At 67.7% G+C, this 22,782-nt stretch carries 12 protein-coding genes and 1 riboswitch; of the genes, 9 read left to right on the top strand and 3 right to left on the bottom strand.

All coding sequences use genetic code 11. The features are described from left to right. Nucleotides 1–47: 47 nt before the first annotated feature. The 3 genes from U8331_RS12600 to U8331_RS12590 all read right to left on the bottom strand — a co-directional run bounded on the left by U8331_RS12600 (nt 48) and on the right by U8331_RS12590 (nt 2,999). Nucleotides 48–1,472, bottom strand: coding sequence for a TolC family outer membrane protein (locus U8331_RS12600; RefSeq protein ID WP_481131358.1), 1,425 nt, complete (start codon nt 1,470–1,472; stop codon nt 48–50). A gap of 16 nt (nt 1,473–1,488) precedes the next feature. Beyond that, the gene (locus tag U8331_RS12595; RefSeq protein WP_481131357.1) at nt 1,489–2,145 is read right to left on the bottom strand and encodes a protein-L-isoaspartate O-methyltransferase family protein; all 657 of its coding nucleotides are present in this window, start codon (nt 2,143–2,145) and stop codon (nt 1,489–1,491) included. Between the two features lie 152 nt (nt 2,146–2,297). Further along, nucleotides 2,298–2,999 carry a TetR/AcrR family transcriptional regulator gene (locus tag U8331_RS12590; RefSeq protein ID WP_481131356.1) on the bottom strand — a complete coding sequence of 234 codons (702 nt, stop codon included), beginning with the start codon at nt 2,997–2,999 and terminating at the stop codon, nt 2,298–2,300. Nucleotides 3,000–3,122: 123 nt separating this feature from the next. Between U8331_RS12590 and U8331_RS12585 the strand changes: the two genes are divergently transcribed. From U8331_RS12585 to U8331_RS12545, 9 genes are all read left to right on the top strand, one after another. Beyond that, on the top strand, nt 3,123–4,229 hold the full coding sequence (locus U8331_RS12585) for an efflux RND transporter periplasmic adaptor subunit (protein ID WP_481132987.1): 1,107 nt from the start codon (nt 3,123–3,125) through the stop codon (nt 4,227–4,229). 12 nt (nt 4,230–4,241) lie between these two features. Further along, nucleotides 4,242–7,412, top strand: a complete 3,171-nt coding sequence (locus U8331_RS12580; protein ID WP_481131355.1) for an efflux RND transporter permease subunit — start codon at nt 4,242–4,244, stop codon at nt 7,410–7,412. 75 nt (nt 7,413–7,487) lie between these two features. Then, nucleotides 7,488–7,585, top strand: a riboswitch (TPP riboswitch). A gap of 58 nt (nt 7,586–7,643) precedes the next feature. Then, nucleotides 7,644–9,521: a phosphomethylpyrimidine synthase ThiC gene (gene thiC / locus U8331_RS12575; protein ID WP_481131354.1), complete on the top strand. Its 1,878-nt coding sequence runs from the start codon at nt 7,644–7,646 to the stop codon at nt 9,519–9,521. 192 nt (nt 9,522–9,713) lie between these two features. Next, nucleotides 9,714–12,053, top strand: a complete 2,340-nt coding sequence (locus U8331_RS12570) for a winged helix-turn-helix domain-containing protein (RefSeq protein ID WP_481131353.1) — start codon at nt 9,714–9,716, stop codon at nt 12,051–12,053. Nucleotides 12,054–12,196: 143 nt separating this feature from the next. Next, complete coding sequence (locus U8331_RS12565; protein WP_481131352.1) at nt 12,197–13,123, top strand: helix-turn-helix domain-containing protein; 927 nt, start codon at nt 12,197–12,199, stop codon at nt 13,121–13,123. Between the two features lie 65 nt (nt 13,124–13,188). Further along, complete coding sequence (locus tag U8331_RS12560; RefSeq protein WP_481131351.1) at nt 13,189–16,032, top strand: TonB-dependent receptor plug domain-containing protein; 2,844 nt, start codon at nt 13,189–13,191, stop codon at nt 16,030–16,032. Nucleotides 16,033–16,142: 110 nt separating this feature from the next. Then, entirely contained in the window at nt 16,143–17,753 is a 1,611-nt protein-coding gene (locus U8331_RS12555; protein ID WP_481131350.1) for a tetratricopeptide repeat-containing sulfotransferase family protein, read from the top strand. A gap of 231 nt (nt 17,754–17,984) precedes the next feature. Beyond that, entirely contained in the window at nt 17,985–21,089 is a 3,105-nt protein-coding gene (locus U8331_RS12550) for a TonB-dependent receptor (protein ID WP_481131349.1), read from the top strand. 95 nt (nt 21,090–21,184) lie between these two features. After that, nucleotides 21,185–22,759 carry a tetratricopeptide repeat-containing sulfotransferase family protein gene (locus U8331_RS12545; RefSeq protein ID WP_481131348.1) on the top strand — a complete coding sequence of 525 codons (1,575 nt, stop codon included), beginning with the start codon at nt 21,185–21,187 and terminating at the stop codon, nt 22,757–22,759. The last annotated feature ends 23 nt before the right edge of the window (nt 22,760–22,782 follow it).

The following is a 22,782-nucleotide window of genomic DNA, read 5'->3' as shown; positions in this document are numbered from 1 at the left end:
CCGCCGCCGCGGTCGATCGCAGTGAACCCCGATCGCGGCTTGCCTGCTTACTGCGGGATGGCCGAATCGACCTGCGCTTCGGTGTTGACCGTCAGAAGGCGATTGACTTCCTGCACGTCCGCCGCGTCCAGCGTGCCGGCCGCCTGCTCCAGCAGCAACCGGTTCTGCAGGTAGTTGTAGCGTGCCAGCGCATAGGCCTGCTGGGCCTGGAACAGGTTCTGCTGGTTGTTGAGCACGTCGAGCACGGTGCGGGTACCGACCTCCAGCCCGACCTGCGACGCATCGTAGGCGGCCTGCGCGGAGACCAGGGCCAGACGGCGCGCCTCGACTTCGCTGATGCCGGCCACCAGGGTCTGGTAGGCATTGCGGGTGTTGCGCTCGAGCGCGCGGCGTTGCTGCTCCAGCTCGTCCAGGGCGATGTCGCGCTGGGCGATCGCCTGCCGCACGCGTGACTGGGTCTCGCCGCCCGAGAAGATCGGCACGCTGAGGGTGATGCCCACCTCGGGGCCGCGGCTTTCGCTCTCGATCGGGAAGGTCTGGCTGAAGCCGCTGGCGCTGAAGGTGCTGTCGCCCCATTGCTTGCTGTCGGCATAGCCACCGTTCAGATACAGGGTCGGCAGGTGCCCTGCGCGCGCGGTCGCGACGTCGGCTTCGGCGGCTTCCACCTGGAACTGCTGTGCCTGCAGCGCGGGGTTGGAATCGACTGCGGTCTGCACCCAGGTTTCCACGCCTTCGGTGACCGGCAACTGCGGCTGGAAGTCCGCCGGCAGGCCCTGCAGGTCGCGTACCGGCTGGCCGGTGATCTCGGCCAGGGCCTGGTAGGCATCGGCGACGGCGTTGCGCGCGAGGATGGTGTTGGCGCGGGCGCTGTCGTACTGGGCACGGGCCTCGTGCACATCGGTGATCGGCGCCAGGCCGACCTCGAGGCGCTTGGAGGCGAAGTCGAACTGGCGCTGCAGCGCGGTTTCGGCCGCCTCGGCCGCGGCCAGCGTCTCCAGCTGGATCAGCACGTTGAAGTATGCGGCGGACGTGCGGGTGATCAGGTTGTGACCGGCGGCCTCGAGCTGGAAGTCACTCGCGCGGCTCAGCGCCCGCTGGCCACGCAGGGTGGTGAAGCGCGACATGTCGAACAGCATCTGCGAGGCATCGACGCCGAAGCGGCGCGAGGTGACCTCGGTTTCCGAGTCGCCGCTGTACTGGATCACTTCGCCGGTATCGGGATCACGCACGTTTTCGGTCGACGGCCCCTCGCTGCGCGAGCGGCTGACCGAGGCGCTGCCGTCGATCCTCGGCAGCATCGCCGCGCGCGCCTGCACGGCACCCTCGCGCGTCGCCAGCCGGCTGGACTCGGCGGCGGCGAACTGCGGGTCGCCGGCACGGGCCAGCTCGTAGGTCTGCAGCAGGTCTTCCGCCGCGGCGGTGGCCGGCAGCAGGGCGAAGGCGAGGGCGAGTACGAGCGGGCGGCGGATCATGCTGTGTCCTTGGCGTTTAGAACTCGAAGACGGGCTGCGGGGCCGCGCCGGCGAGGTAGGGGAGGTCGGTCTCGAACAGCGATTCGATGCGCGGCTGGCCGGCATCGTTGTGCAGCAGGACGGCTTCCATTGCCGGCGAGCGGCCACGCACGACGAACATGCGCCCGCCCGGTTGCAGCCATTCGACGAAACGGTCGGGGATGCGGTCGACCGCGCCGTTCACGCAGATCGCGTTGAACCGGCGGGTGCTGCTCCACTCCAACGCGTCGGCATGGACCACGTTGACGTTGGCGATGCCGTGCGCGCCCAGCCGCTCGCGCGCGGCGTCGGCGAGGTCGGCGTGGCGTTCCAGGCTGACCACCTCGCGGCCGAGGCGGCCGAGGCAGGCGGTCAGGAAGCCGCTGCCGGTGCCGATCTCCAGCACTTCGTCGCGCGCCGTCACCGCCAGCGCCTGCAGGGCCCGGCCTTCCACGACCGGCTTCATCATGCGGCCGCCGTGGGGCAGCGGCAGCGGCAGGTCGGTGTAGGCGAGGGTGCGGTGCTCGGCTTGGACGAACTCGTGGCGCGGCAGGGTGGCCAGCACGTCGAGCACGCGCGGATCGAGCACGTCCCATGGCCGAACCTGCTGTTCGACCATCAGTTCTCGGGCCTTGGCGTAATCGATCGTGCTCATCAGGGGTCTCGGTGCTCGCGGTGGGCCGCCAATTGTAATGGTCGCGCGGCTACCGGCGGTGCCGCACGGCGCCTGAATGGCCATCCGCGACGGCGACAGCATCGCCGCCGGCGGCGGCCGCCACTGAGTGCCAGAAGTAACCGCGACCCCGGTCACGGGTCATCGTGGCGTCGCTCGGTGGGCGCCGCGTAGGCGCGCAGGAACAGGTCGACCGATGCGGCCAGGTGCGCCTCGACCTGTGCCTCGGAGCACTCGCCGCAACCGAACACCAGCATCGCGTGCGGTTCGCCCTTGAGCAGCGCGAAGAATTGGGCGGCGGCACGGTGCAGCGATTGCGGATCGGGGTCCAGTTCGAGTGCGCCGGTGGCAATCCGGCGTTGCAGCAGGGCGGTGAACTCGTCGTGCACCCGCTGCGGACCCGCCTCCCAGAACATCCGCGAGAGCGGCGTGCCCGCCAGCTGCGGCGTGCACAGCATGCGGTGGCCGGCGACCGCTTCGGGGCTGCTGACCATCGCGTAGAACGCGCGTGCGATATCGAGCAGCCGCTGGCGCAGCGGCGTGGCCGGGGCCGGTGCGAACAGCGACGAGGGCAGCAGGTTCTCGCAGTGCGACTTCACCGCCGCGGCGAACAGCGACTCCTTGTCGCCGAAATGGCTGTAGACGGTGAGCTTGGAGACGCCGGCCTCGGCGGCGATCTGGTCCATGCTGACGCCATCGAAGCCGTGGCAGACGAACATCCGCTTGGCGGCTTCCAGGATGGCCGCGCGCTTGCCGAGGTCCTTCGGCCGTCCCGGGCCGGCGGGGCGAAGCGGCGGGCGCGCGGCGGAGCTGTCACGGGCAGTACGACGGGGCATGCTGGAATACTAGACTAACCGGTTCGATATTTTTTACAGTACCAGTCGGTTCATTAATTCAGCCTGAGAGGCGCCGGCATGCGCAGTCGAGTGGAAACCCCGTTGGTCCGCCGTCTGCTGGCCATGCTGGCAGTGGGCGCCGCCGTCGCCTTCGCCGGCTGCAGCGGCGGGCAGTCCAGTGCCGAACACGTGCGGCCGGTGCTGGTGGTCCACCCCGGCGGTGCCGGCGACGCGACGGTGTCCTTCGCCGGTGAGGTCCGTGCCCGCGAAGAGAGCCCGCTGTCCTTCCGGGTCGGTGGCAAGCTGGTCGAACGCCGGGTCGACGTGGGTGACCACGTCGGGCGGGGCGACGTGCTGGCCACGCTCGATGCCGGTGACCTGCAGGCGCGTGCCCGTGCCGCCGGGGCACAACTGGCGGCGGCGGAGGCCGAGCTAGGCCGGGCCCGCGCCGACCAGGCCCGCTTCGCCCGATTGGCCGGCGAACAACTGGTCAGCCGCTCGACCCTGGATGCACAGAACGCCGCGGCCGCGGCCGCGCAGGGCCAGGTCAACGCCGCCCGTGCCGAACTCGAAGTGGCGGGCAACCAGGCGGCCTACAGCGAGCTGCGCGCGCCGGCCGACGGCGTCATCGCCGCGCGCCACGCCGAGGCCGGCCAGGTCGTCGGCGCCGGGCAGGCGGTCTTCACCCTGGCGGCCGACGGCAGTCGCGAGGTGGCGTTCGCGGTGCCCGAGGACGCGGTCGACACCATCCGGCCGGGCCAGGCGCTGCAGGTCGAACTCTGGTCCGACCCGGACCGGCGCTGGCCCGGCCGCGTCCGCGAGGTCGCGCCGATGGCCGACCCGGCGTCGCGCACGTTCGCCGCCCGGGCGGTGGTGGACGCTCCCGCCGGCGCGCTGGAGCTGGGCCAGAGCGCCCGCGTCCACATCGACCGCGACAACGGTACCGCCCTCAGCGTCCCGCTGTCGGCGCTGCAGCGCACCGGCGAAGACGGCGTGGCCGTGTTCGTGGTGGACCCGTCGACTTCGACGCTCAAGCTGCAGCCGGTGCAGGCAGGGGCCTACGGCAACGAGACAGTCCCGGTCATCGCTGGACTGGAGTCGCAAGCGTGGGTCGTCGCCGCCGGCGGCCACCTGCTGCGGGAAGGCCAGAAGGTGGTAGCCGTGGATCGCGACAACCGCCCGGTGGTGGAGGCGCCCGCCGTCGCGGCGCCGCCGGCTGCGGCCGACTGACGGGCCACGACCATGCGCTTCAACCTGTCCGAATGGGCGCTGCGCCACCGCAGCCTGGTCGTCTACGCGATGCTGGTGCTGGCGATCGCCGGCGCGATGTCCTACCTCAAGCTCGGCCGCAGCGAGGACCCGGAGTTCACCTTCAAGGTGATGGTGATCCACACCGTCTGGCCGGGCGCGACCGCCGAGCAGGTCGGCCGGCAGGTGACCGATCGCATCGAGCGCAAGCTGATGGAGACCGGCGAGTACGAGTTCATCCGCTCGTACTCGCGGCCGGGCGAGTCGCAGGTGATCTTCGCCGCGCGCGACTCGATGCGTTCCGGCGAGATCCCCGAGCTGTTCTACCAGGTGCGCAAGAAGGTCGGCGACCTGCGCCCCGAACTGCCGCGCGACATCGTCGGGCCGTTCTTCAACGACGAGTTCGGCGACACCTTCGGCAACATCTACGCGCTCACCGGCGAGGGCTTCGACTACGCGGTGATGAAGGACTACGCCGAGCGCGTGCAGCTGGCGCTGCAGGAGGTGCCCGACGTCGGCAAGATCGAGCTGTTCGGCGTGCAGGACGAGAAGATCTGGATCGAGCTGTCCAACACCAAGCTGGCGACGCTCGGGGTGTCGGCGGCGGCGGTGCAGCAGGCGCTGGAGCAGCAGAACGCGATGGTGCCGGCGGGCTTCTTCGAGACCCCGGGCAGCCGGGTGCCGGTGCGCATCAGCGGCCAGTTCCGCACGGTCGACGAGATCCGCGAGTTCCCCATCCGCGTCGGCGACCGCACGTTCCGGCTCGGCGACGTCGCCGAAGTCGAGCGCGGCTTTTCCGACCCGCCGGAGCCGGGCATGCGCTTCATGGGCGACAACGCGATCGGCATCGGCGTGTCGATGAAGTCCGGCGGCGACATCCTCGAACTGGGCGAGACGCTGGAGGCGCGGTTCGCCGAGCTGCAGCAGACGCTGCCGGCCGGGATGGAACTGCACAAGGTGTCCGACCAGCCCGCCGCGGTGCAGGACTCGGTCGGCGAGTTCGTCAAGGTGCTGACCGAGGCCGTGGTGATCGTGCTGCTGGTGAGCTTCCTGTCGCTGGGCGTGCGCACCGGGCTGGTGGTCGCGCTGTCGATCCCGCTGGTGCTGGCGATGACGTTCTTCGTCATGGACCTGTTCGGGGTCGGCCTGCACAAGATCTCGCTGGGCGCCCTGGTGCTGGCGCTGGGCCTGCTGGTCGACGACGCGATCATCGCGGTCGAGATGATGGCGATCAAGATGGAGCAGGGCTTCGACCGCCTGCGCGCGGCGGCGTTCGCGTGGGAGAGCACGGCGTTCCCGATGCTGACCGGCACGCTGATCACCGCGGCCGGGTTCCTGCCGATCGCGACCGCGGCGTCGAGCACCGGCGAGTACACGCGCTCGCTGTTCGAGGTGGTGACGATCGCGCTGCTGGTGTCGTGGATCGCAGCGGTGGTGTTCATCCCATACCTCGGCGACAAGCTGCTGCCGGACCACGGGCACGCGGCGGCGCCGAAACCGGGCTCGCTGGCGGCGCGCTGGCAGGCCCGGCGCGAACGCTGGGCCGACCGCTTCCCGGCGTTCGCCGACTTCATCGCGCCGGCGCCGCACGACGGCCACGCCCACGACCCCTACGGCACCCGCTTCTACCGGCGCTTCCGCGGCTGGTTGCTGTGGTGCGTGCGCCGGCGCTGGCTGGTGATCGGCCTGACCGTCGCCGGCTTCGTCGCCTCGGTGGTGCTGTTCCGCTTCGTGCCGCAGCAGTTCTTCCCCGATTCCGTGCGGCCGGAGCTCATGGTCGACATGGAGCTGGCCGAGGGCAGCTCGCTCAAGGCCACGGCGGCGCAGGTCGAGCGGCTCGAGGCGCTGCTGGCTGAACGCGACGACCTGGTGAACTACACCGCCTACGTCGGCACCGGTTCGCCGCGCTTCTACCTGCCGCTGGACCAGCAGCTGCCGGCGGCCAACTTCGCCCAGTTCGTGCTGATGCCCGGGAGCCTGGAAGCGCGAGAGGCGGTGCGCAGCTGGATGATCGAGGAGGTGGTGCCGCAGTTCCCCGAACTGCAGCTGCGCGTGACCCGGCTCGAGAACGGCCCGCCGGTCGGCTACCCGGTGCAGTTCCGGGTGTCGGGCGAGCACATCGAGAGGGTTCGCGAAATCGCCTACGCCGTGCGCGGGAAGATCCGCGATAACCCGCACGTGGCCAACGTCAACCTCGACTGGGACGAGCCAGGGAAGGTCGTGCGGCTGCAGGTCGACCAGGCCCGCGCCCGTGCGCTCGGGATCAGTTCGGCGCAGCTGTCGCAGGTGCTCGGCGGCTCGCTGTCGGGCAGCCAGGTCAGCACCTTCCGTGAAGGCGACGAGCTGATCGGGATGATGCTGCGGGGCGCCGACGCCGAGCGCGTGCAGCTCGACGGGCTTGACAGCCTGATGATTCCTCTCGAAAGCGGCCAGAGCGTGCCGCTGGGGCAGGTCGCAACGATCGAGTACGGCTTCGAGGAAGGCATCATCTGGCACCGCGACCGCAAGCCGACGATGACGGTGCGCGCCGACATCTACGACGGCACCCAGCCGGGCACGGTGATGGCGCAGATCTCGCCGACGCTGGACGACATCCGCGCCGGCCTGCCGTTCGGTTACTCGGTCGACCTCGGGGGCAGCGTCGAGGACTCCGCGCGCGGACAGGACTCGATCACCGCCGGCGTGCCGCTGTTCCTGTTCGTGGTGTTCACCCTGTTGATGCTGCAGCTGCGCAGTTTCTCGCGCAGCATCATGGTGTTGCTGACCGCGCCACTGGGGCTGATCGGCGTGACCCTGTTCCTGCTGGTGTTCCGGGTGCCGTTCGGCTTCGTCGCGATGCTCGGCACGATCGCGCTGGCCGGCATGATCATGCGCAACTCGGTGATCCTGGTCGACCAGATCGAACAGGACCGCGTCGACGGCCGCGAGCAGTGGCAGGCGATCGTGGAGGCGACGGTGCGGCGGTTCCGCCCGATCGTGCTGACCGCACTGGCGGCGATCCTGGCGATGATCCCGCTCTCGCGCAGCGCCTTCTTCGGGCCGATGGCGGTGGCGATCATGGGGGGGCTGCTGGTGGCCACGGTGCTGACGCTGTTCTTCCTGCCGGCGCTGTACGCGGCGTGGTTCCGGGTGAAAGTGCCTGGGGAGCGGGCGGAGTCCGCGTGAGGGGCATTGGCCGGGGGCCCCGCTCCCGTCCGGCCGCGATGAACTGGCCGTCCGAGGACGGCTGTGGTCCAATCGCCGCCGAAGCGGGGGTACCGGCGCGCGCGCCGGTTGAGACAGACCCTTCGAACCTGATGCGGGTGATGCCGCCGTAGGGAAGCTTTCGCGACAGGCGCATTGCGCCTGCGCACCGCCGCTTCGTCCCGCCCCCCGGCGCTCCACAGGACGAAACGCATGAACGCGGTGCCTTCCCAGCTGCAACAGCAGGCCGAACAGTTGTCGGCCGATGTCATCCGCCCGATCCCCGGCTCGCGCAAGATCCATGTCGAAGGCTCGCGCCCCGACATCCGGGTGCCGATGCGCGAGATCGAACTCGCCCGCACGCCCACCCTCTTCGGCGGCGAGGACAACGCGCCGCTGGCGGTCTATGACACGTCCGGCGCCTATACCGATGCGGCCGCACGCATCGACCTCGCCCGTGGCCTTGCGCCGTTGCGCGCGCAGTGGATCGCCGAGCGCGGCGATACCGAGCAACTGCCGGGCCTGTCGTCCGAGTTCGGCCGGGCGCGCGAGCACGATCCGAAGCTCGATGCGGTGCGGTTCGGCAACCGGCCGGCGCCGCGCCGCGCGCTGGCGGGCGCCAACGTCACCCAGATGCACTACGCCCGCCGCGGCATCGTCACCCCGGAGATGGAATTCATCGCCATCCGCGAGAACCAGCGGCTCGATGCCGTGCGCGAGGCGCACCTGCTGGCGCAGCATCCCGGCCAGGCCTTCGGCGCCAACCTGCCCAGGCGCATCACCGCCGAGTTCGTCCGCGACGAGGTCGCCCGCGGCCGCGCGATCATCCCCAACAACATCAACCATCCCGAAAGCGAGCCGATGATCATCGGCCGCAACTTCCTGACCAAGGTCAACGCCAACATCGGCAACTCGGCGGTGTCGTCGGGCATCGCCGAGGAGGTCGAGAAGCTGGTCTGGTCGATCCGCTGGGGCGCCGACACGGTTATGGACCTGTCCACCGGCAAGCACATCCACGAGACCCGCGAGTGGATCCTGCGCAACTCGCCGGTGCCGATCGGAACCGTGCCGATCTACCAGGCGCTGGAGAAGGTCGACGGCCGCGCCGAGGAGCTGACCTGGGAGATCTTCCGCGACACCCTGGTCGAGCAGGCCGAGCAGGGCGTGGATTACTTCACCATCCACGCCGGCGTGCTGCTTCGGTACGTGCCACTGACGGCGAAGCGAGTCACCGGGATCGTCAGCCGCGGCGGCTCGATCATGGCCAAGTGGTGCCTGGCGCACCATCGCGAGAGCTTCCTCTACGAACACTTCGAGGAGATCTGCGAAATCATGAAGGCCTACGACGTGGCCTTCAGCCTCGGCGACGGCCTGCGTCCCGGCTCGATCGCCGACGCTAACGACGCGGCCCAGTTTGGCGAGCTGGAAACGCTCGGCGAACTGACGAAGATCGCCTGGAAGCACGACGTCCAGACCATGATCGAAGGCCCCGGCCACGTGCCGATGCAGCTGATCAAGGAGAACATGGACAAGCAGCTGGTCGAATGCGGCGAGGCGCCGTTCTACACACTCGGGCCGCTGACCACCGACATCGCGCCGGGCTACGACCACATCACCAGCGCCATTGGTGCCGCGATGATCGGCTGGTACGGCTGCGCGATGCTCTGCTACGTGACCCCGAAAGAGCACCTCGGCCTGCCCAACAAGCACGACGTGCGCGAGGGCCTGATGGCGTACCGCATCGCCGCACACGCGGCCGACCTCGCCAAGGGCCACCCCGGCGCGCAGGTGCGCGACAACGCGCTGAGCAAGGCCCGCTTCGAGTTCCGCTGGCAGGACCAGTTCAACCTCGGCCTCGACCCCGAGCGGGCGATGGAATACCACGACGAGACGATGCCGAAGGACGCCCACAAATCCGCGCACTTCTGCTCGATGTGCGGCCCGCATTTCTGTTCGATGAAGATCACCCAGGACGTGCGCGACTACGCCGCCGAACACGGTGTCGACGAGCAGGCGGCGCTGGCCGATGGCATGGCGGAAAAGGCGGCGGAGTTCCGCGCGGCCGGTGCGGAGGTCTACCGCAACGCCTGATCGGGAGTTGCGCACACACCCCGCATGAACGGGGCCGGAGCGGCCAGTGCCGGGTGCATGGCCGCCGTCGGGCGTGACGGTAGAATGAACGCTTGGCACGGGAGCGGTCCCGTGTGTTTGCGCCGTTGGCCGGTTTGTTTGGCCTTCCGGCACATGACCGCCCCCGTCGGCCCTGCGGAAACTTGCCGGTTCATGTCGTCACTCCCCCAGCCCCTTCCCACCGATCGCCTGCGCGTCGGCCAGTGCATCGTCGACGTCCCCCTGCGAGAAGTGCGGGGGGCGGGTGCGCGGCGTGCGCGGCGGATCACTCCCAAGTCGATGGGCGTGCTGCTGGTGCTGGCCGGGAACGCCGGCCGGGTGGTCAGCCGCGACGCGCTGCTCACTGCGGTCTGGCCGGACACCCTGCCGACCAACGATGTCGTGACCCAGGCGGTCACGCAGCTGCGCAAGGCGTTCGAGCCGGCGCGCGAGGATGACCAGGCGCCGTACATCGAGACCATTGCCAAGAGCGGCTACCGGTTGCTGGCGGAAGTCGAATGGCTGCCCCCTGCGTCGCAGGCGGGCCGGGATGCGCCGGTGGCGGCGCCCGGACTGTCCCGGTTGGAGGACACGCTGCCGGAAGCCGATGCCACATTTATCCCCACCGGCGCCATCACGCCCATCGGGGCCGCCTCGCCGGTGTCCGCACCGGCTTCCGGTTTGCGGCTGCGTGGCGGCTGGCGCGCGATTCTGGGCGCGGTAGCGTTCGCGCTGCTGCTCGCCGGGTTCCTGGCATGGTGGTCGCGCCCCGACCCGGCCCGGCACCAACCGCCGCAGGGTCCGGTCGCGCCGGCGACGCCGGTGTTCGGCATCGAGTCCCGCCTGATCACCTCGTCGCCAGGATTCGAGCTCGCGCCGAGCCTGAGCCCGGACGCGGCGATGGTCGCCTATGTGGCCATCCCGCCGGGGCAGCGCAATGTCGCCGTGATGGTCCAGACCACCGCCCCGACCACCCCGCGGCAGCTGACGCGGCCCACCGGCCAAGCCGATGACTTCAGCCCGGCGTGGTCGCCGGATGGCCGCGAGATCGCCTTTCTCCGGCTGGTGCCGGGCAAGAGTTGCCAGGTGCTGCTGATCCCGGCCAGCGGTGGCGCCGAGCGCGCGGTGGGCCACTGCGACGAGCACCACCTGCCCAGCTTCGACTGGACTCCGGACGGGCGCGGGCTGATTTTCGGCAGCCATGGCGTGCTGCACGACCGCCCCGGTCTCCACCTGCTCGACCTCGCCACCGGCCAGCTGCGCGCGCTCGACTACCAGGCCGACCCGCAGAACCACGACTTCGCCCCGCGCTACTCGCCGGACGGGCGCTGGATCGTGTTCGTCCGCAATGCGCCGGTCGGCGATTTCTGGCGGTTGCCGGCCACCGGTGGAACGGCCGAGAGGCTGACCCACCTCAATGCGCAGATCCTCGGCTGGGACTGGGGTCCGGACGGTCGCGCGCTGATCTACGCCCAGCACCAGGACAACGCCACCCGCCTGTACCGCCTCGACCTGGACGCGGGCACCCCGGTGGACCTGGGCATCGCCGATGCGCAGGACCCCGCGACGGCCGCGAACGTGCCGGCACTCGCCTACGTGCACCGCGCGACGCGGTACGGCATCTACCGTTTCGACCTGGATTCCGACGGCCCCGGCGAGCGCTTGTTCGCCTCGTCCGGGCGCGACCGCCTGGCCGCGGTGGCGCCGGACGGACGCCAGCTGGCGTTCGCGTCGGACCGTTCCGGCCAGTACCGGCTGTGGTGGGCCGACCTCCGGCGGCCGGAGTCGCTCGCCCTGCTCGACGGCGTGGAGCCGGAATCGCGGTACCTGCCGTCCTGGTCGGCCGACAGCAAACGCCTGCTGGTGGTCGGGCGCAGCGCCGGAGCTGCGACCTCGGAGCCGTCGTCGGTCTATGAGGTGGTGCCGGCCAGTGGTCGGGTGTCACGACTGCCGCTGCCGGTCGACGAGCCGCTGCAGGCGGTCTACGCCCCGGCGTCGGCGCGGGGCGACCAGCGACTGCTGGTGGTGGCTGCGGACCGTGCCGGTCGCCAGAAGCTGGTGCTGCTCGGGCAGCGTGTCGGGCGGTGGCATCGAGTGCGGGTGCTGGACGAGGCCGCGCGGGTGCAGGTGGACGCGCCGCGCGGACGCGTGGTCTATGCCCGCCCGGGGGAACCGGGCCTGTGGCAGGCCGACCTCGACCTGCGGCCGGGCAGCGAGCGCCGGCTTCAATCCGACTGGCCGTCGGTGTCGCGGTACCGCTCCTGGGCGGTCGGGGCCAATGGCGACATCCTCGGGGTCGAACGCCTCGCCAGCTGCGCGGCCCAGCTGCAGCGCAGCGACGGCCGCGGGCCCCGGTGCCTCGACGGCGACCTGCGTGGGGCGAGCTACGGCATCAGCGTGGACCCGCGCGGCAACGTGATGTACATCACGCTGGTCGAGCACGACATCGGCGATATCGGCTTCGCGACCTACGAAGCGCCGCCCGAAGTGTTGTGGTCCGGCGTGAACAAGTAATTGAACCGATTGGGAAAAGTGCTTTCGTGATTCCTTCGGATCGGCTTTCGGCGCGATTTCGGCCAACTGTCCGCGAACTTTCCTGAAGCGCGTCCCCCGATCCGGCAAACCCATGGGCCAACTCCTGGCAAATGGGTAGGCAAGTGGACAAGACTCTCTGGGCCGATCGCGGCCAACTGCTGCAGCCGGATTTCGCCGATCACGAGGGGCAGACGCGGTGCATCGGCGTGTCGCGGCTGGGCAGCGCGCAGTTGTCGGGCAACGTTTTTTCCATGTGGGTGCAACTGCGCGGCAGCTCCTGGGTCGAATCGCGCGAGGGCCGGTTCCGGCTGCGCCGCGGCGACTGGATCGCGTTCGACCGTGAGTCGCGTCCGCAGCTCCAGACCGATCGCCACGGCCTGTGTCTCGGCGTCAGCCTCGGCGCGGATGCGCTGAAGGCGCTCGGGCGCGTGGTCGATGTCGGCCTGTTCGCCGGCCGCGGCAAGCTCGGGCCGCGGGATGCGCGCATCCTCGCCCGCCTCTGGCGCGGCGCGGGCCCGCGGCTCAGCGCCCTGCACGGCGCCGATGGCACCGCCGAAGTCGCCGCGATGCGGCCACTGCTGATGCACCTGGCCTCGATCCAGCGCGAACTCGCCGCCGGCGTTGCGCGCTGCCCCGGGCGGTCGCGCGTGCGCAAGCGCCAGGTGTTCAGCCGCCTGCAGCGCGCCCGCATGTACCTGGAAGGGCATTGCGACCGGGTGGTGCGGATCACCGAACTGGCCGAACTGACCAGCTTCTCCAGCTGGTACTTCTCCAAGACCTTCCACGGCCTGTACGACGAGAGTCCGCAGTCGGCCTCGGCGCGGTTGCGCCTGGAGCGCGCCGCCGACCTGCTGGAGAGCAGCCCGATGATGATCGGCGAGGTCGCGGCCGCCTGCGGTTTCGACAACTGCTGCAGCTTCGCCCGCGCGTTCCGCGCCCGCTACGGCACCTCCGCCAGCAACTACCGCACCAGCGCCAGGCTCACCCAGGCCCGGGCGGCGCGGACACATTCGGCAAAGCCAGACGGCTTCGACCGCAAAGCGGCGTAGCCCCACGGGCCGTAGTTTGGGCGGGGCGTTTAACACGCCCATAACGATTATCTGGAGAGAGATAAATGACTCAACGCAATCTGCGTCCCGCGATGCGGATCGGCCTGCTGCCGGCCGGCATCGCTGTCGCACTTGTGCCGGCCCTTGCCGGCGCGCAGGAAGCTCCCGCAGCCGACGCCACCACCCTCGACCGCATCGAGGTCACCGGTTCGCGCATCCGCCAGGTCGACATGGAAACGGCGCAGCCGGTCCTGATGATCAGCCGCGACGATATCGAGAACCAGGGCTTCAACACCGTCGCCGACATCCTTCAGAACATCTCGGCTGCCGGCAGCCCGGCAATCAGCCGTTCCGATGCATTGTCGTCGGGTGAAGAGGTTGGCGGTTCCTACATCGACCTGCGCAATCTGGGTGCCGAGCGTACCCTGGTGCTGGTCAACGGCAAGCGCCTGGGCATCAGCACCGGCGGCTACCAGGACATCTCCACCATTCCGTCGGCCGTGGTCGAGCGCATCGAAGTCCTGAAGGACGGCGCCTCCTCCATCTACGGTTCCGATGCGATGGCCGGCGTGGTGAACATCATCACCCGCAAGAACTTCGACGGTGCCGAGGTCAACGCCTATTACGGTCAGTACGACGAAGGCGACGGCACCAAGGAGAGCTACGACTTCGTGGCCGGCTTCGCTGGCGACCGCGGTTCGGTCACCATCGGCGGCGAGTACCACAAGGAAGATGCCGTCTGGGCGAAGGACCGCTGGTTCAGCCGCGACAGCTACCCGGGCTTCCCGCAGTACAGCAACAGCGTCGTCGGCAAGTGGGGCAACTTTGACAGTGGCCTGACCGATGCTGACGGCAATCCGGTGTGGTACGCCCCTGATCGTGATGGCGATGCCATCGGCATGGATGACTTCCACGAGCAGACCGACGCGGACACCAGTAACGCCGCCGAGCAGATGCACGTGATCACCCCGCTGGAGCGTCGCTCGCTGTTTGCCAGCGCCAACTGGGACATCACCGACAACATCCGCTTCGTCAGCGACATGGCGTACACGGACCGGTCGTCGTCCCGCCAGATCGCGGGTTACCCGCTGCAGTCAACCGTCATCGACGCGCCGATGTCGGCCGACAGCTACTTCAACCCGCGGCCGGGCAGCGAGATCGACTGGCGCCGTCGTGGCTGGGAAGTGCCGCGCCTCACCAAGAGCGACCTGACCACCTGGCGCTTCACCGGCGCTATCGAAGGTTCGTTCCAGTTCGCCGACCGCTACTTCGACTGGGATGCAGGCACCCTGTACAACCAGAACAAGCTGACGGTCATCAACACCGGCAACTTCTACAAGCCGAACGTGCGTAACGCCGTCGGCCCGTCGTTCATGAACGACGCCGGCCAGATCGTCTGCGGTACCCCGGATGCGCCGATTGCCGACTGCGTCGCATGGAACCCGTTCGCGGGCTTCGGCACCGGCGACGTCACCAACTCGCTGGCCGACCCGGACGTGCAGGATTACCTGTTCAAGACCGAGCACGCACTGGGTGAAACCGAGACCACCAGCTACTTCGCCAACCTGGCAGGCTCGCTGTTCGCGCTGCCGGCCGGCGATCTGGGCTTCGCGGTGGGATACGAGTACCGCAAGGAAGAGGGCGCCTACTCGCCGGACGCGATTTCGCAGTCGGGCGACTCGACCAACCTCGCCGCGGGCCCGACCTCGGGTTCCTACGCACTTGACGAGTTCTATGCCGAGCTCAGCATCCCGGTGCTGGCCGACATGGCCTTCGCCAAGGAGTTGAGCCTGAGCGTGGCCAGCCGCTACTCGGATTACACCACCTTCGGCGACACCACCAACAGCAAGTTCGGTTTCACCTGGCGTCCGTCTGACGACTTGCTCGTCCGCGGTACCTGGTCGGAGGGCTTCCGTGCGCCGACCATCTCCGATCTGTACGGCGGCGGCTCCGAGAGCTTCGTGACCGGCTTCATGGATCCGTGCGACAGCGTCTATGGTGACGCAGCCGGTAGCGCACGCTGCCTGCAGGACGTCGGTGCGGACTACCGCCAGCTGAAGCAGGGCTTCGTGCCGACCGACAGCAAGGCCGCGCAGACCCCGGTGGCCTTCACCAGCGGTTCGAACCCGAACCTGACCCCTGAAACCTCCGAGTCCAAGACCGTCGGTTTCGTGTACAGCCCGAGCTTCGTAGAGGGCCTGAGCGTCGGTATCGACTGGTGGAACATCCGCATCGAGAACACCATGATCGCGGACAGCGCCAACCAGATCATGCAGGACTGCTACATCGCCTTGATCGAATCGCGCTGCAACAACTTCACCCGTGACCCGGTTCGTGGCTACGTCGACGACCTGACCTATGGTCTGCGTAACGCTGGCTACGTCGAGACCGAGGGCTTCGATGTCGACGTCGGCTACCGGATGAACACTGACTACGGCCGCTTCACCACCAACTGGCAGACGACCTACGTCAGCAAGAACGTGCTGAAGACCACGAGCGAAGAGGACACCCCGGAGCAGGTCAGCAACGGCTTCGGCAGCAACTTCCGCGTACGTTCGAACCTGAACGTCGGTTGGGCCCTCAACGATTTCTCGGTCAACTGGGGCATGCGTTACTACTCCGGCGTGAAGGAGGAGTGCTACTTCGAGGAGATCTGCAACATCCCGAACTACCAGGCCCCGGATACCCAGGGTGAGGTGGTTCCGATGAACCGGGTCGGCTCCAACACCTTCCACGACGTCCAGGTCAGCTGGGAAGCTCCGTGGAACGCCAAGGTGTCGGTCGGTGCGAACGACGTGTTCGACCACCAGGGTCCGGCGATGTTCAGCGCGCCGAACTCGAGCTACTCGTACTACGGTGGCTACGACATCGGTCGCTTCGTATACATGAAGTACCAGCAGCGCTTCTGATCCTTGCAGGATCACCGTGCAACACCACCACGGCCCCTTTCGAGGGGCCGTGGTCTTTTGTAGCTTCCGCGAACACCGGTAGCACCGGCTGCCGAAGCCTGGAGGTTTGAATGGTCTCTGCAATCCAGGAGCGGGAGCGGCTGTACGCGGCTGCGGTCCATGCGCTGGAACGTGGGCACTGGGCCGAGGCCCAGAAGTCGGCCGAGCTGTTGTTGCCGCACGGGCGACGGCATGCGGGATTGCATGCGCTCGCGGGTATCGCGGCACTGAGACAACGGCAGATGGCGCCAGCGCTGGCATACCTGCGCCGCGCCGTTTCACTGGCGCCCGACCGGGCCGACTATGCCGCCGAACTCGCCAAGGCGCTTTGCGCAACGGACGCCGTACCCGAAGCGCTTGCGCTGGCGGACGAGGTAAGCGTCCAGGTGTCGCTCGGACACGCGGTGCTCGACACGTTCGGGGTGATCTATGCCCAGGCGAACGCGCATCGGCGGGCCGCCGAAATGTTCCGTCGCGCCGTCCAGCAGGCACCTCAGCAGGCGGAGTACCGATTCAACCTCGGCGCGGCATTGACGTTCTGCGGCGACCTGGCCGGTGCCGAGCGCGAGTACGAAACCTGTATTACGTTGGCGCCGCGTCATTGGCTCGCGCACTTCAGCCTGGCCCAGCTTCGTAGACAGCAACCGGATGAGAACCATATCGGCCGGTTGCGGGCGCAACTCGATCGGGATGGGCATCGCCCCGAAGCGCAGCTCTACTTGAACCTGGCGCTCGCCAAGGAATACGAAGATATCGGCGAGTACGCGCGCTCCTTCAAGCATCTGGTTGCGGGCAAGACGACGCACAGCGCCGCGCGTGCGGGCGCGCGCGAACGGGACCGGAAAATGTTCAAGGCCCTGATGCAGGCTCCTGGTGAAGTCGAAACCGCGGGCCAAGCCGATGCACCCGCGGCGAACGGCTGCGCAAGCTCCCAACCCATCTTCGTCATCGGAATGCCACGGACCGGTACCACGCTGGTCGAGCGCATTCTATCCATGCACCCTCAGGTCGAATCCGCCGGTGAACTGCCCAACTTCGGCATCGAACTCAAACGCGCGTCCGGCAGCCGCACCGCGCCGATTCTGGATGCCGATACCGTGCAACGGGCGCGCAGCCTGGATTGGGAAAAGCTGGGCACCGCGTATCTGGAGAGCACGAGAGTGCTCACGGGGAACACCCCGCGCTTCATCGACAAGCTGCCGCACAACTTCCTGTACGTGGGGTACATCGCGCGCGCACTGCCGCACGCGAAGATCATCTGCGTACGGCGTAACCCGATGGACACCTGCCTCAGCAATTTCCGGCAGCTGTTCTCTCTGGATTCCCCGTACCACGACTATTCCTACGACCTGCTGGATGTCGGGCACTACTACCTGATGTTCGACGAGCTGATGGCGCACTGGGAGCAGCGGCTACCGGGCAGGGTCGCGCAGGTGGACTATGAGTCGCTGGTCGATTCGCAGGAGGGGGCGACGTGCCACCTGCTGGAGCTCTGCGGACTGCCATGGGATGAAGCGTGCATGAAGTTCGAGCGGAACCGGGCGCCGGTTGCCACGGCCAGCGCGGTGCAGGTTCGCTCTCCCATCTATCGCACGGCGATGCAGCGCTGGAAGCACTATCGGGAGGAACTGGCGCCATTGCGTTTGCTGTTCGAGCGCGCGGGCGTCCAGCTCGAATGGTGAGGTGGGATTTCGGTGGCTACCCAAAGGCGTGTACGTACATCCCCGGGGTGCTGCCGAGTGGGATCAGGGCGAAGCGGCGTCCTATCAGGTTGGCGAGCACGACGAACCTGAACAGGCGCTGAGGGGGTTGTTAACGCTGCGTTTCGGTGCCTATAGTCCGGTCCAGCCGGAAGTGGAAATTGGCTAAGGGGGACGCTGCAGCAGTTATCTCAACTCTCAGAGGGATCCGAAATGCCTTCCAAGAACCTTTCACGGGGCCTGAAGCGCAATGCACTCGCCGTGGCACTGGGCATGTGTTTTGCGGCCGGGGTCCAGGCACAGACCAGCGTGGGCGCCGTCGCAGGCCAGGCCCAAGCCGGTGACACGATCACCATCGAGAATCCGAACACCGGCTTTTCGCGCACGATTACCGTCACCGGGGATGGCAGCTATCGTTTCTCGGCCTTGCCGGCCGGGCAGTACACCGTCACCCGCAGTGCGGCTGACGGAACCACCGCCACGCGCGCGACCCGCGTGTCGATCGGCACCGCATCCAACGTCGATTTCGTAAGCACGGCCACTGCCGGGGACGCCACCACGCTCGGCACGGTCACCGTCGTGGGTTCTGCCCTGGTCAACCCGATCGACGTGTCGTCGGTGGAGTCGACCACGATCCTCACTTCCGAGCAGATGAAGGCGATCCCGGTGCCGCAGGACACCACTGCCGTGGCGCTGCTGGCGCCGGGCACGGTGCGCGGCGATTCCGCCTTCGGCAACCTGGCATCGTTCGGTGGTTCGTCCGTCGCAGAGAACCAGTACTACGTCAACGGCTTCAACGTCACCAACACGTACCGGAACCTGAATTTCGGAACCATCCCGTTCGAGGCCGTGGCCGAGCAGCAGATCAAGACCGGCGGTTACGGCGCAGAGTTCGGCCGCTCGCTGGGTGGCGTGGTCAACCAGATCACCAAGCGCGGCACCAACGAGTTCCACGCCGGCGGCAACGTCTACTTCAGCCCGAGCTCCCTGCGCGAAGACGTCAGCAACACGTACTACTCCAATCCGTTGACTCCCGACAGTTACGGCACCCTGCGCAGTGACAACTCGCAGGACGAACTGGAGTCCATGCGCGCCAACCTGTGGGCCAGTGGCGCGCTGATCCAGGATCGCCTGTTCGCCTACGGCATCCTGTCCTACAGCAAGGAGGACGAGGATGTCTGGGGCAGCACCCTGGCCACCAGCAACACGGTGGAGACGCGGGAAACCCCGGACGTCAACTGGCTGGTGAAACTCGACTGGAATCTCAGCGACAACCACCTGTTGGAGTTCACCGCGTTCTCGGACAAGAGCGAAGAGTCGATCGAGACCTACCTCAACGACCCCGGCGAGTTCGACCGGACCGAGTATCTCGGCAGCAATGTCACCGAGTCCGGCGGCGACAACTACGTGCTCCGCTACACCGGCTACCTGTCCGATTCGTTCACGCTGTCCGCCCTGGCCGGCCGCAGTACCTATTCGCGCGGCGAGTACCTGCTCAGCCCCGACGGCGAGAAGGTTTTCTACACCGGCGATTTCAATGCGGTGGACCAGCCGGGCTGCCCGGTCGTAACCGATTCGCGCCCGGGTTACCGGCAGGAGATCACCGGTCCGTACTTCAGCGACTGCAATATCAGCGGAGGCACCCTCGAGCGCGTCGATTCGGAAGATACCCGCGAGCAGTTTCGCCTGGACGCGGAATGGCTGCTGGGCGACCACCGCCTGCGCTTCGGCTATGACCGCGACGACTACGAGTCCGTGGCGGGCGAGGGCATGGAGGGCGGCTATTCCTGGACCTACCTGACCTCCGACCCCGACGGTATCGATGGCAATGCCGACGATCTGGACATCGTCCAGCAGCAGTTCTTCGCGCAGGGCTCCACCGTGGAGGTCAACCAGCACGCCTACTACGTCGAGGACTACTGGAGCATCACGCCGAGCTTCATCGCCTATCTGGGTGCGCGCTGGGACACGTTCGAGAACGTACAGGGCAACGGCGATACCTACGTCGAGATCGAAAACCAGTTCGCTCCCCGCCTGGGCTTCTCGTGGGACGTGTTCGGTGACTCGAGCTTCAAGGTCTTCGGCAATGCCGGCCGGTACGCCCTGCCGCTGACCCCGAGTGTGGCGGTACGAGGTGCCAGCGCATCGCTGTTCACCCGCGAGACCTTCACCTACAGCGGCGTCGACCCGGAGACCGGCGAGCCGATCGATCCGGTGTCGCGCGGTGACTTCCGCTACATCAACGCCGAAACCGGCCAGCCGCATGTGGCCGCGACGGTCGCCTCGCAGAACCTGGATCCGATGTACCAGGACGAGTACATCCTGGGGTTCCAGAAGGAGCTGACCGACAACTTCTCGATCGGTACCCGTGCGATCTTCCGTGAATTGAAGGCGGCCATCGACGACAACTGCGATTACGCCCCGGTGCTCGATGCTGCAGGGTTCGAGCCCACCTTCAACGCCGACGGCGATTTCCTGGGCTTCTCCGAGGACGGCGGCGCCACCTTTGCTGCACTGCCGAATGAAGGCTTCCCGTATTGCCGCATGTTCAATCCGGGCGAGGACGCGGTGTTCCTGACGGACTTCTATGGCGACGGAACGCTGCGGGAGGTGACGATCCCGGGCGACATGCTCTCGCCGCAGGCCAAGCGTACCTACACGGCGATGGAGTTCTTCTTCGACGGCGCGTGGGACGACTTCTTCTTCCAGGGCTCCTATACCTACGCCAAGAGCAAGGGCAACACCGAGGGCGGCGTCAAGTCGGACATCGGCCAGGACAACACCAATGTCACCCAGGATTTCGATTATCTGGCGTTGACCGTGGACACCTTCGGCTATCTCCCGAACGACCGCCGCCACACGCTGAAGCTGTTCGGCAGCTACGACTTCACCGAGGAGTGGTCGGTGGGCGCCAACCTGCTGGTGCAGTCGGGTCGTCCGCTCAACTGCTTCGGCGTGCTCGATCTCGACGAGGGACCGGGCTACAGCCCCCATCCGTACGGGTCGTCGTTCATGCGCTGTGGCACGACCGCGGCGGGCGGACTGGACGACGACACCGTGCAGGCGTTCCCCCGCGGTACCAAGGGCCGCCTGCCGTGGACCAATTCGGTCGACATGAACGTCATCTACCGGCCGAACTGGATGGAAGGCCTGCGGCTGCAGATGGACGTGTTCAACGTCTTCAACTCGCAGAAGGTGACCTCGGTAGTCGAAACCGCGGAGGTCCGGGCCACGGGCGCTCCGTCGGAAACCTACCTGTTGCCGGCGTCCTTCCAGCGTCCGCGCTCGGTGCGGTTCCTGGTCCAGTACGACTTCTGATCGCGCGAGGATCCGAAGCCGACGGCCGCCCCGGACAGGGCGGCCGTCCTGTTGCCGACCGAAGCGGGCGACCGGGCGATTCCACGGGGCAGGGCATGGACACTGCGTTTGAACAGGAGTGGCGCGCCGCGCGTGCCCACGAGCTCCGTGGTGAGCTGGACGCCGCGGGGCAGATCTACGGGCGCCTGATTGCCGGTGACGTCGACCGGCTCTACGTCCGCCTGCGGCTGTCTGCGCTGGAGCGCGCCTTCGGCAATTACCGTGCAGCGCGCGAGCACGCCCTGCAGGCAGCGGCCAGCGTTCGCAAGGGACGCTGGAAGGATCTTGCCGTGGTGACCCGGCTGCTGCTCGATTTCGACGAGCACCAGGAGGTGGGTCGCCTGATCGCCGCCGCGGAGTGGTCGAGGCCGGAAATCATCAGGGATTCGGCCGTGTTGGCCCAGCATCTCTGGTTGACCGGGCACCTGGCCGAAGCGCTGCAGTTGGTCGAAATGGCGCAGGCGAAGGCCCCCGGCAGTCACCTGTTGAGCTATGCGAAAGCCAATGTGCTGCGTTACTGCGGAAGAGTGCAGGAAGCCACCGAAGAGTACGAACGGTGCCTGGCGATCAGGCCGGAGCACGCCGAGGCTCACTGGTCGCTTGCGTACCATGCCAAGGCGGACGTGCCTGGCGCCCGCATCGACAGGATCCGGCGCATCCGGGACCGGTTCGCGGAGGATGCGCCCGAGCAGGTCTATCTTCACTACGCGCTTTTCAAGGAACTGGACCACGCCGGCGATCTCGATGGTGCCTGGCAGAGTCTGCTGGCGGGAGCCCGCTGCAAGCGGCGGACGTCGTCCTATCGCGCGGACCTTGAGCAGAAGGGAATCGATGCCCTGACAAGGCAGGTCAACCGTGGATTCGTACATGAGCGCGGTACATCCGACGCGCCGTCGCGGACGCCGGTATTCATCGTCGGATTGCCGCGTTCGGGTACGACCCTGCTGGAGAGGATCCTTGGTGGCCACGCACAGGTCCGCGCCGCGGGGGAGCTGAATGACTTCAACAGTGCGATGTGCTGGGAAGCGAACCGCTTCCTGGGACTCGGAGCCAGCGAGGCCACTATCGAGGCGTTGACGTCCGTCGATTTCGGCGCGGTGGGGCAGCGCTACCTGCGGCGCACCGATCCGCGCGCCGGCGGCGGCGCCGTCATGATCGACAAGAACCCGATGAACTTCGTCAATGCCGGCTTCATCGCCAAGGCGTTGCCGACAGCGCGCATCCTTTGTCTACGGCGTGCGCCGATGGATGCGTGTTTCTCGAACCTCAAGGAGCTGTTCCCCGGCGATGCCTACGGCTACAGCTATGACTTCGACGAACTGGCGGCTCATTACCGGCGCTTCGACAGCCTGTGCGCGCATTGGCAGGAAGTGATGCCGGAGCAGTTCCAGCTGGTCGACTACGAGGCGCTGGTGACGGATACCGCGGCGACCGCCGCACAGGTGGCTGCGTTCTGCGGGATTGCGTTCGACCCGGCCACGGTCGATATCACCCGCAACACCGCGCCGGTCGCGACTGCGAGCAGCTCACAGGTGAGGCGACCGATCAATCGGCATGGCATCGATGCATGGCGAAGGTACGGCTCCCGCCTGGAACCACTGCGCCAGCGGCTCGGCGTGGTCTGGCCGTGACAACGGCCCACCATCCGGCCGCG

The sequence above is a fragment of the Lysobacter sp. CC-YZS074 genome, from assembly GCF_056739745.1.
Note: the sequence above shows the minus strand (reverse complement) of the source record. Positions and strands in the feature narration are given on the sequence as shown.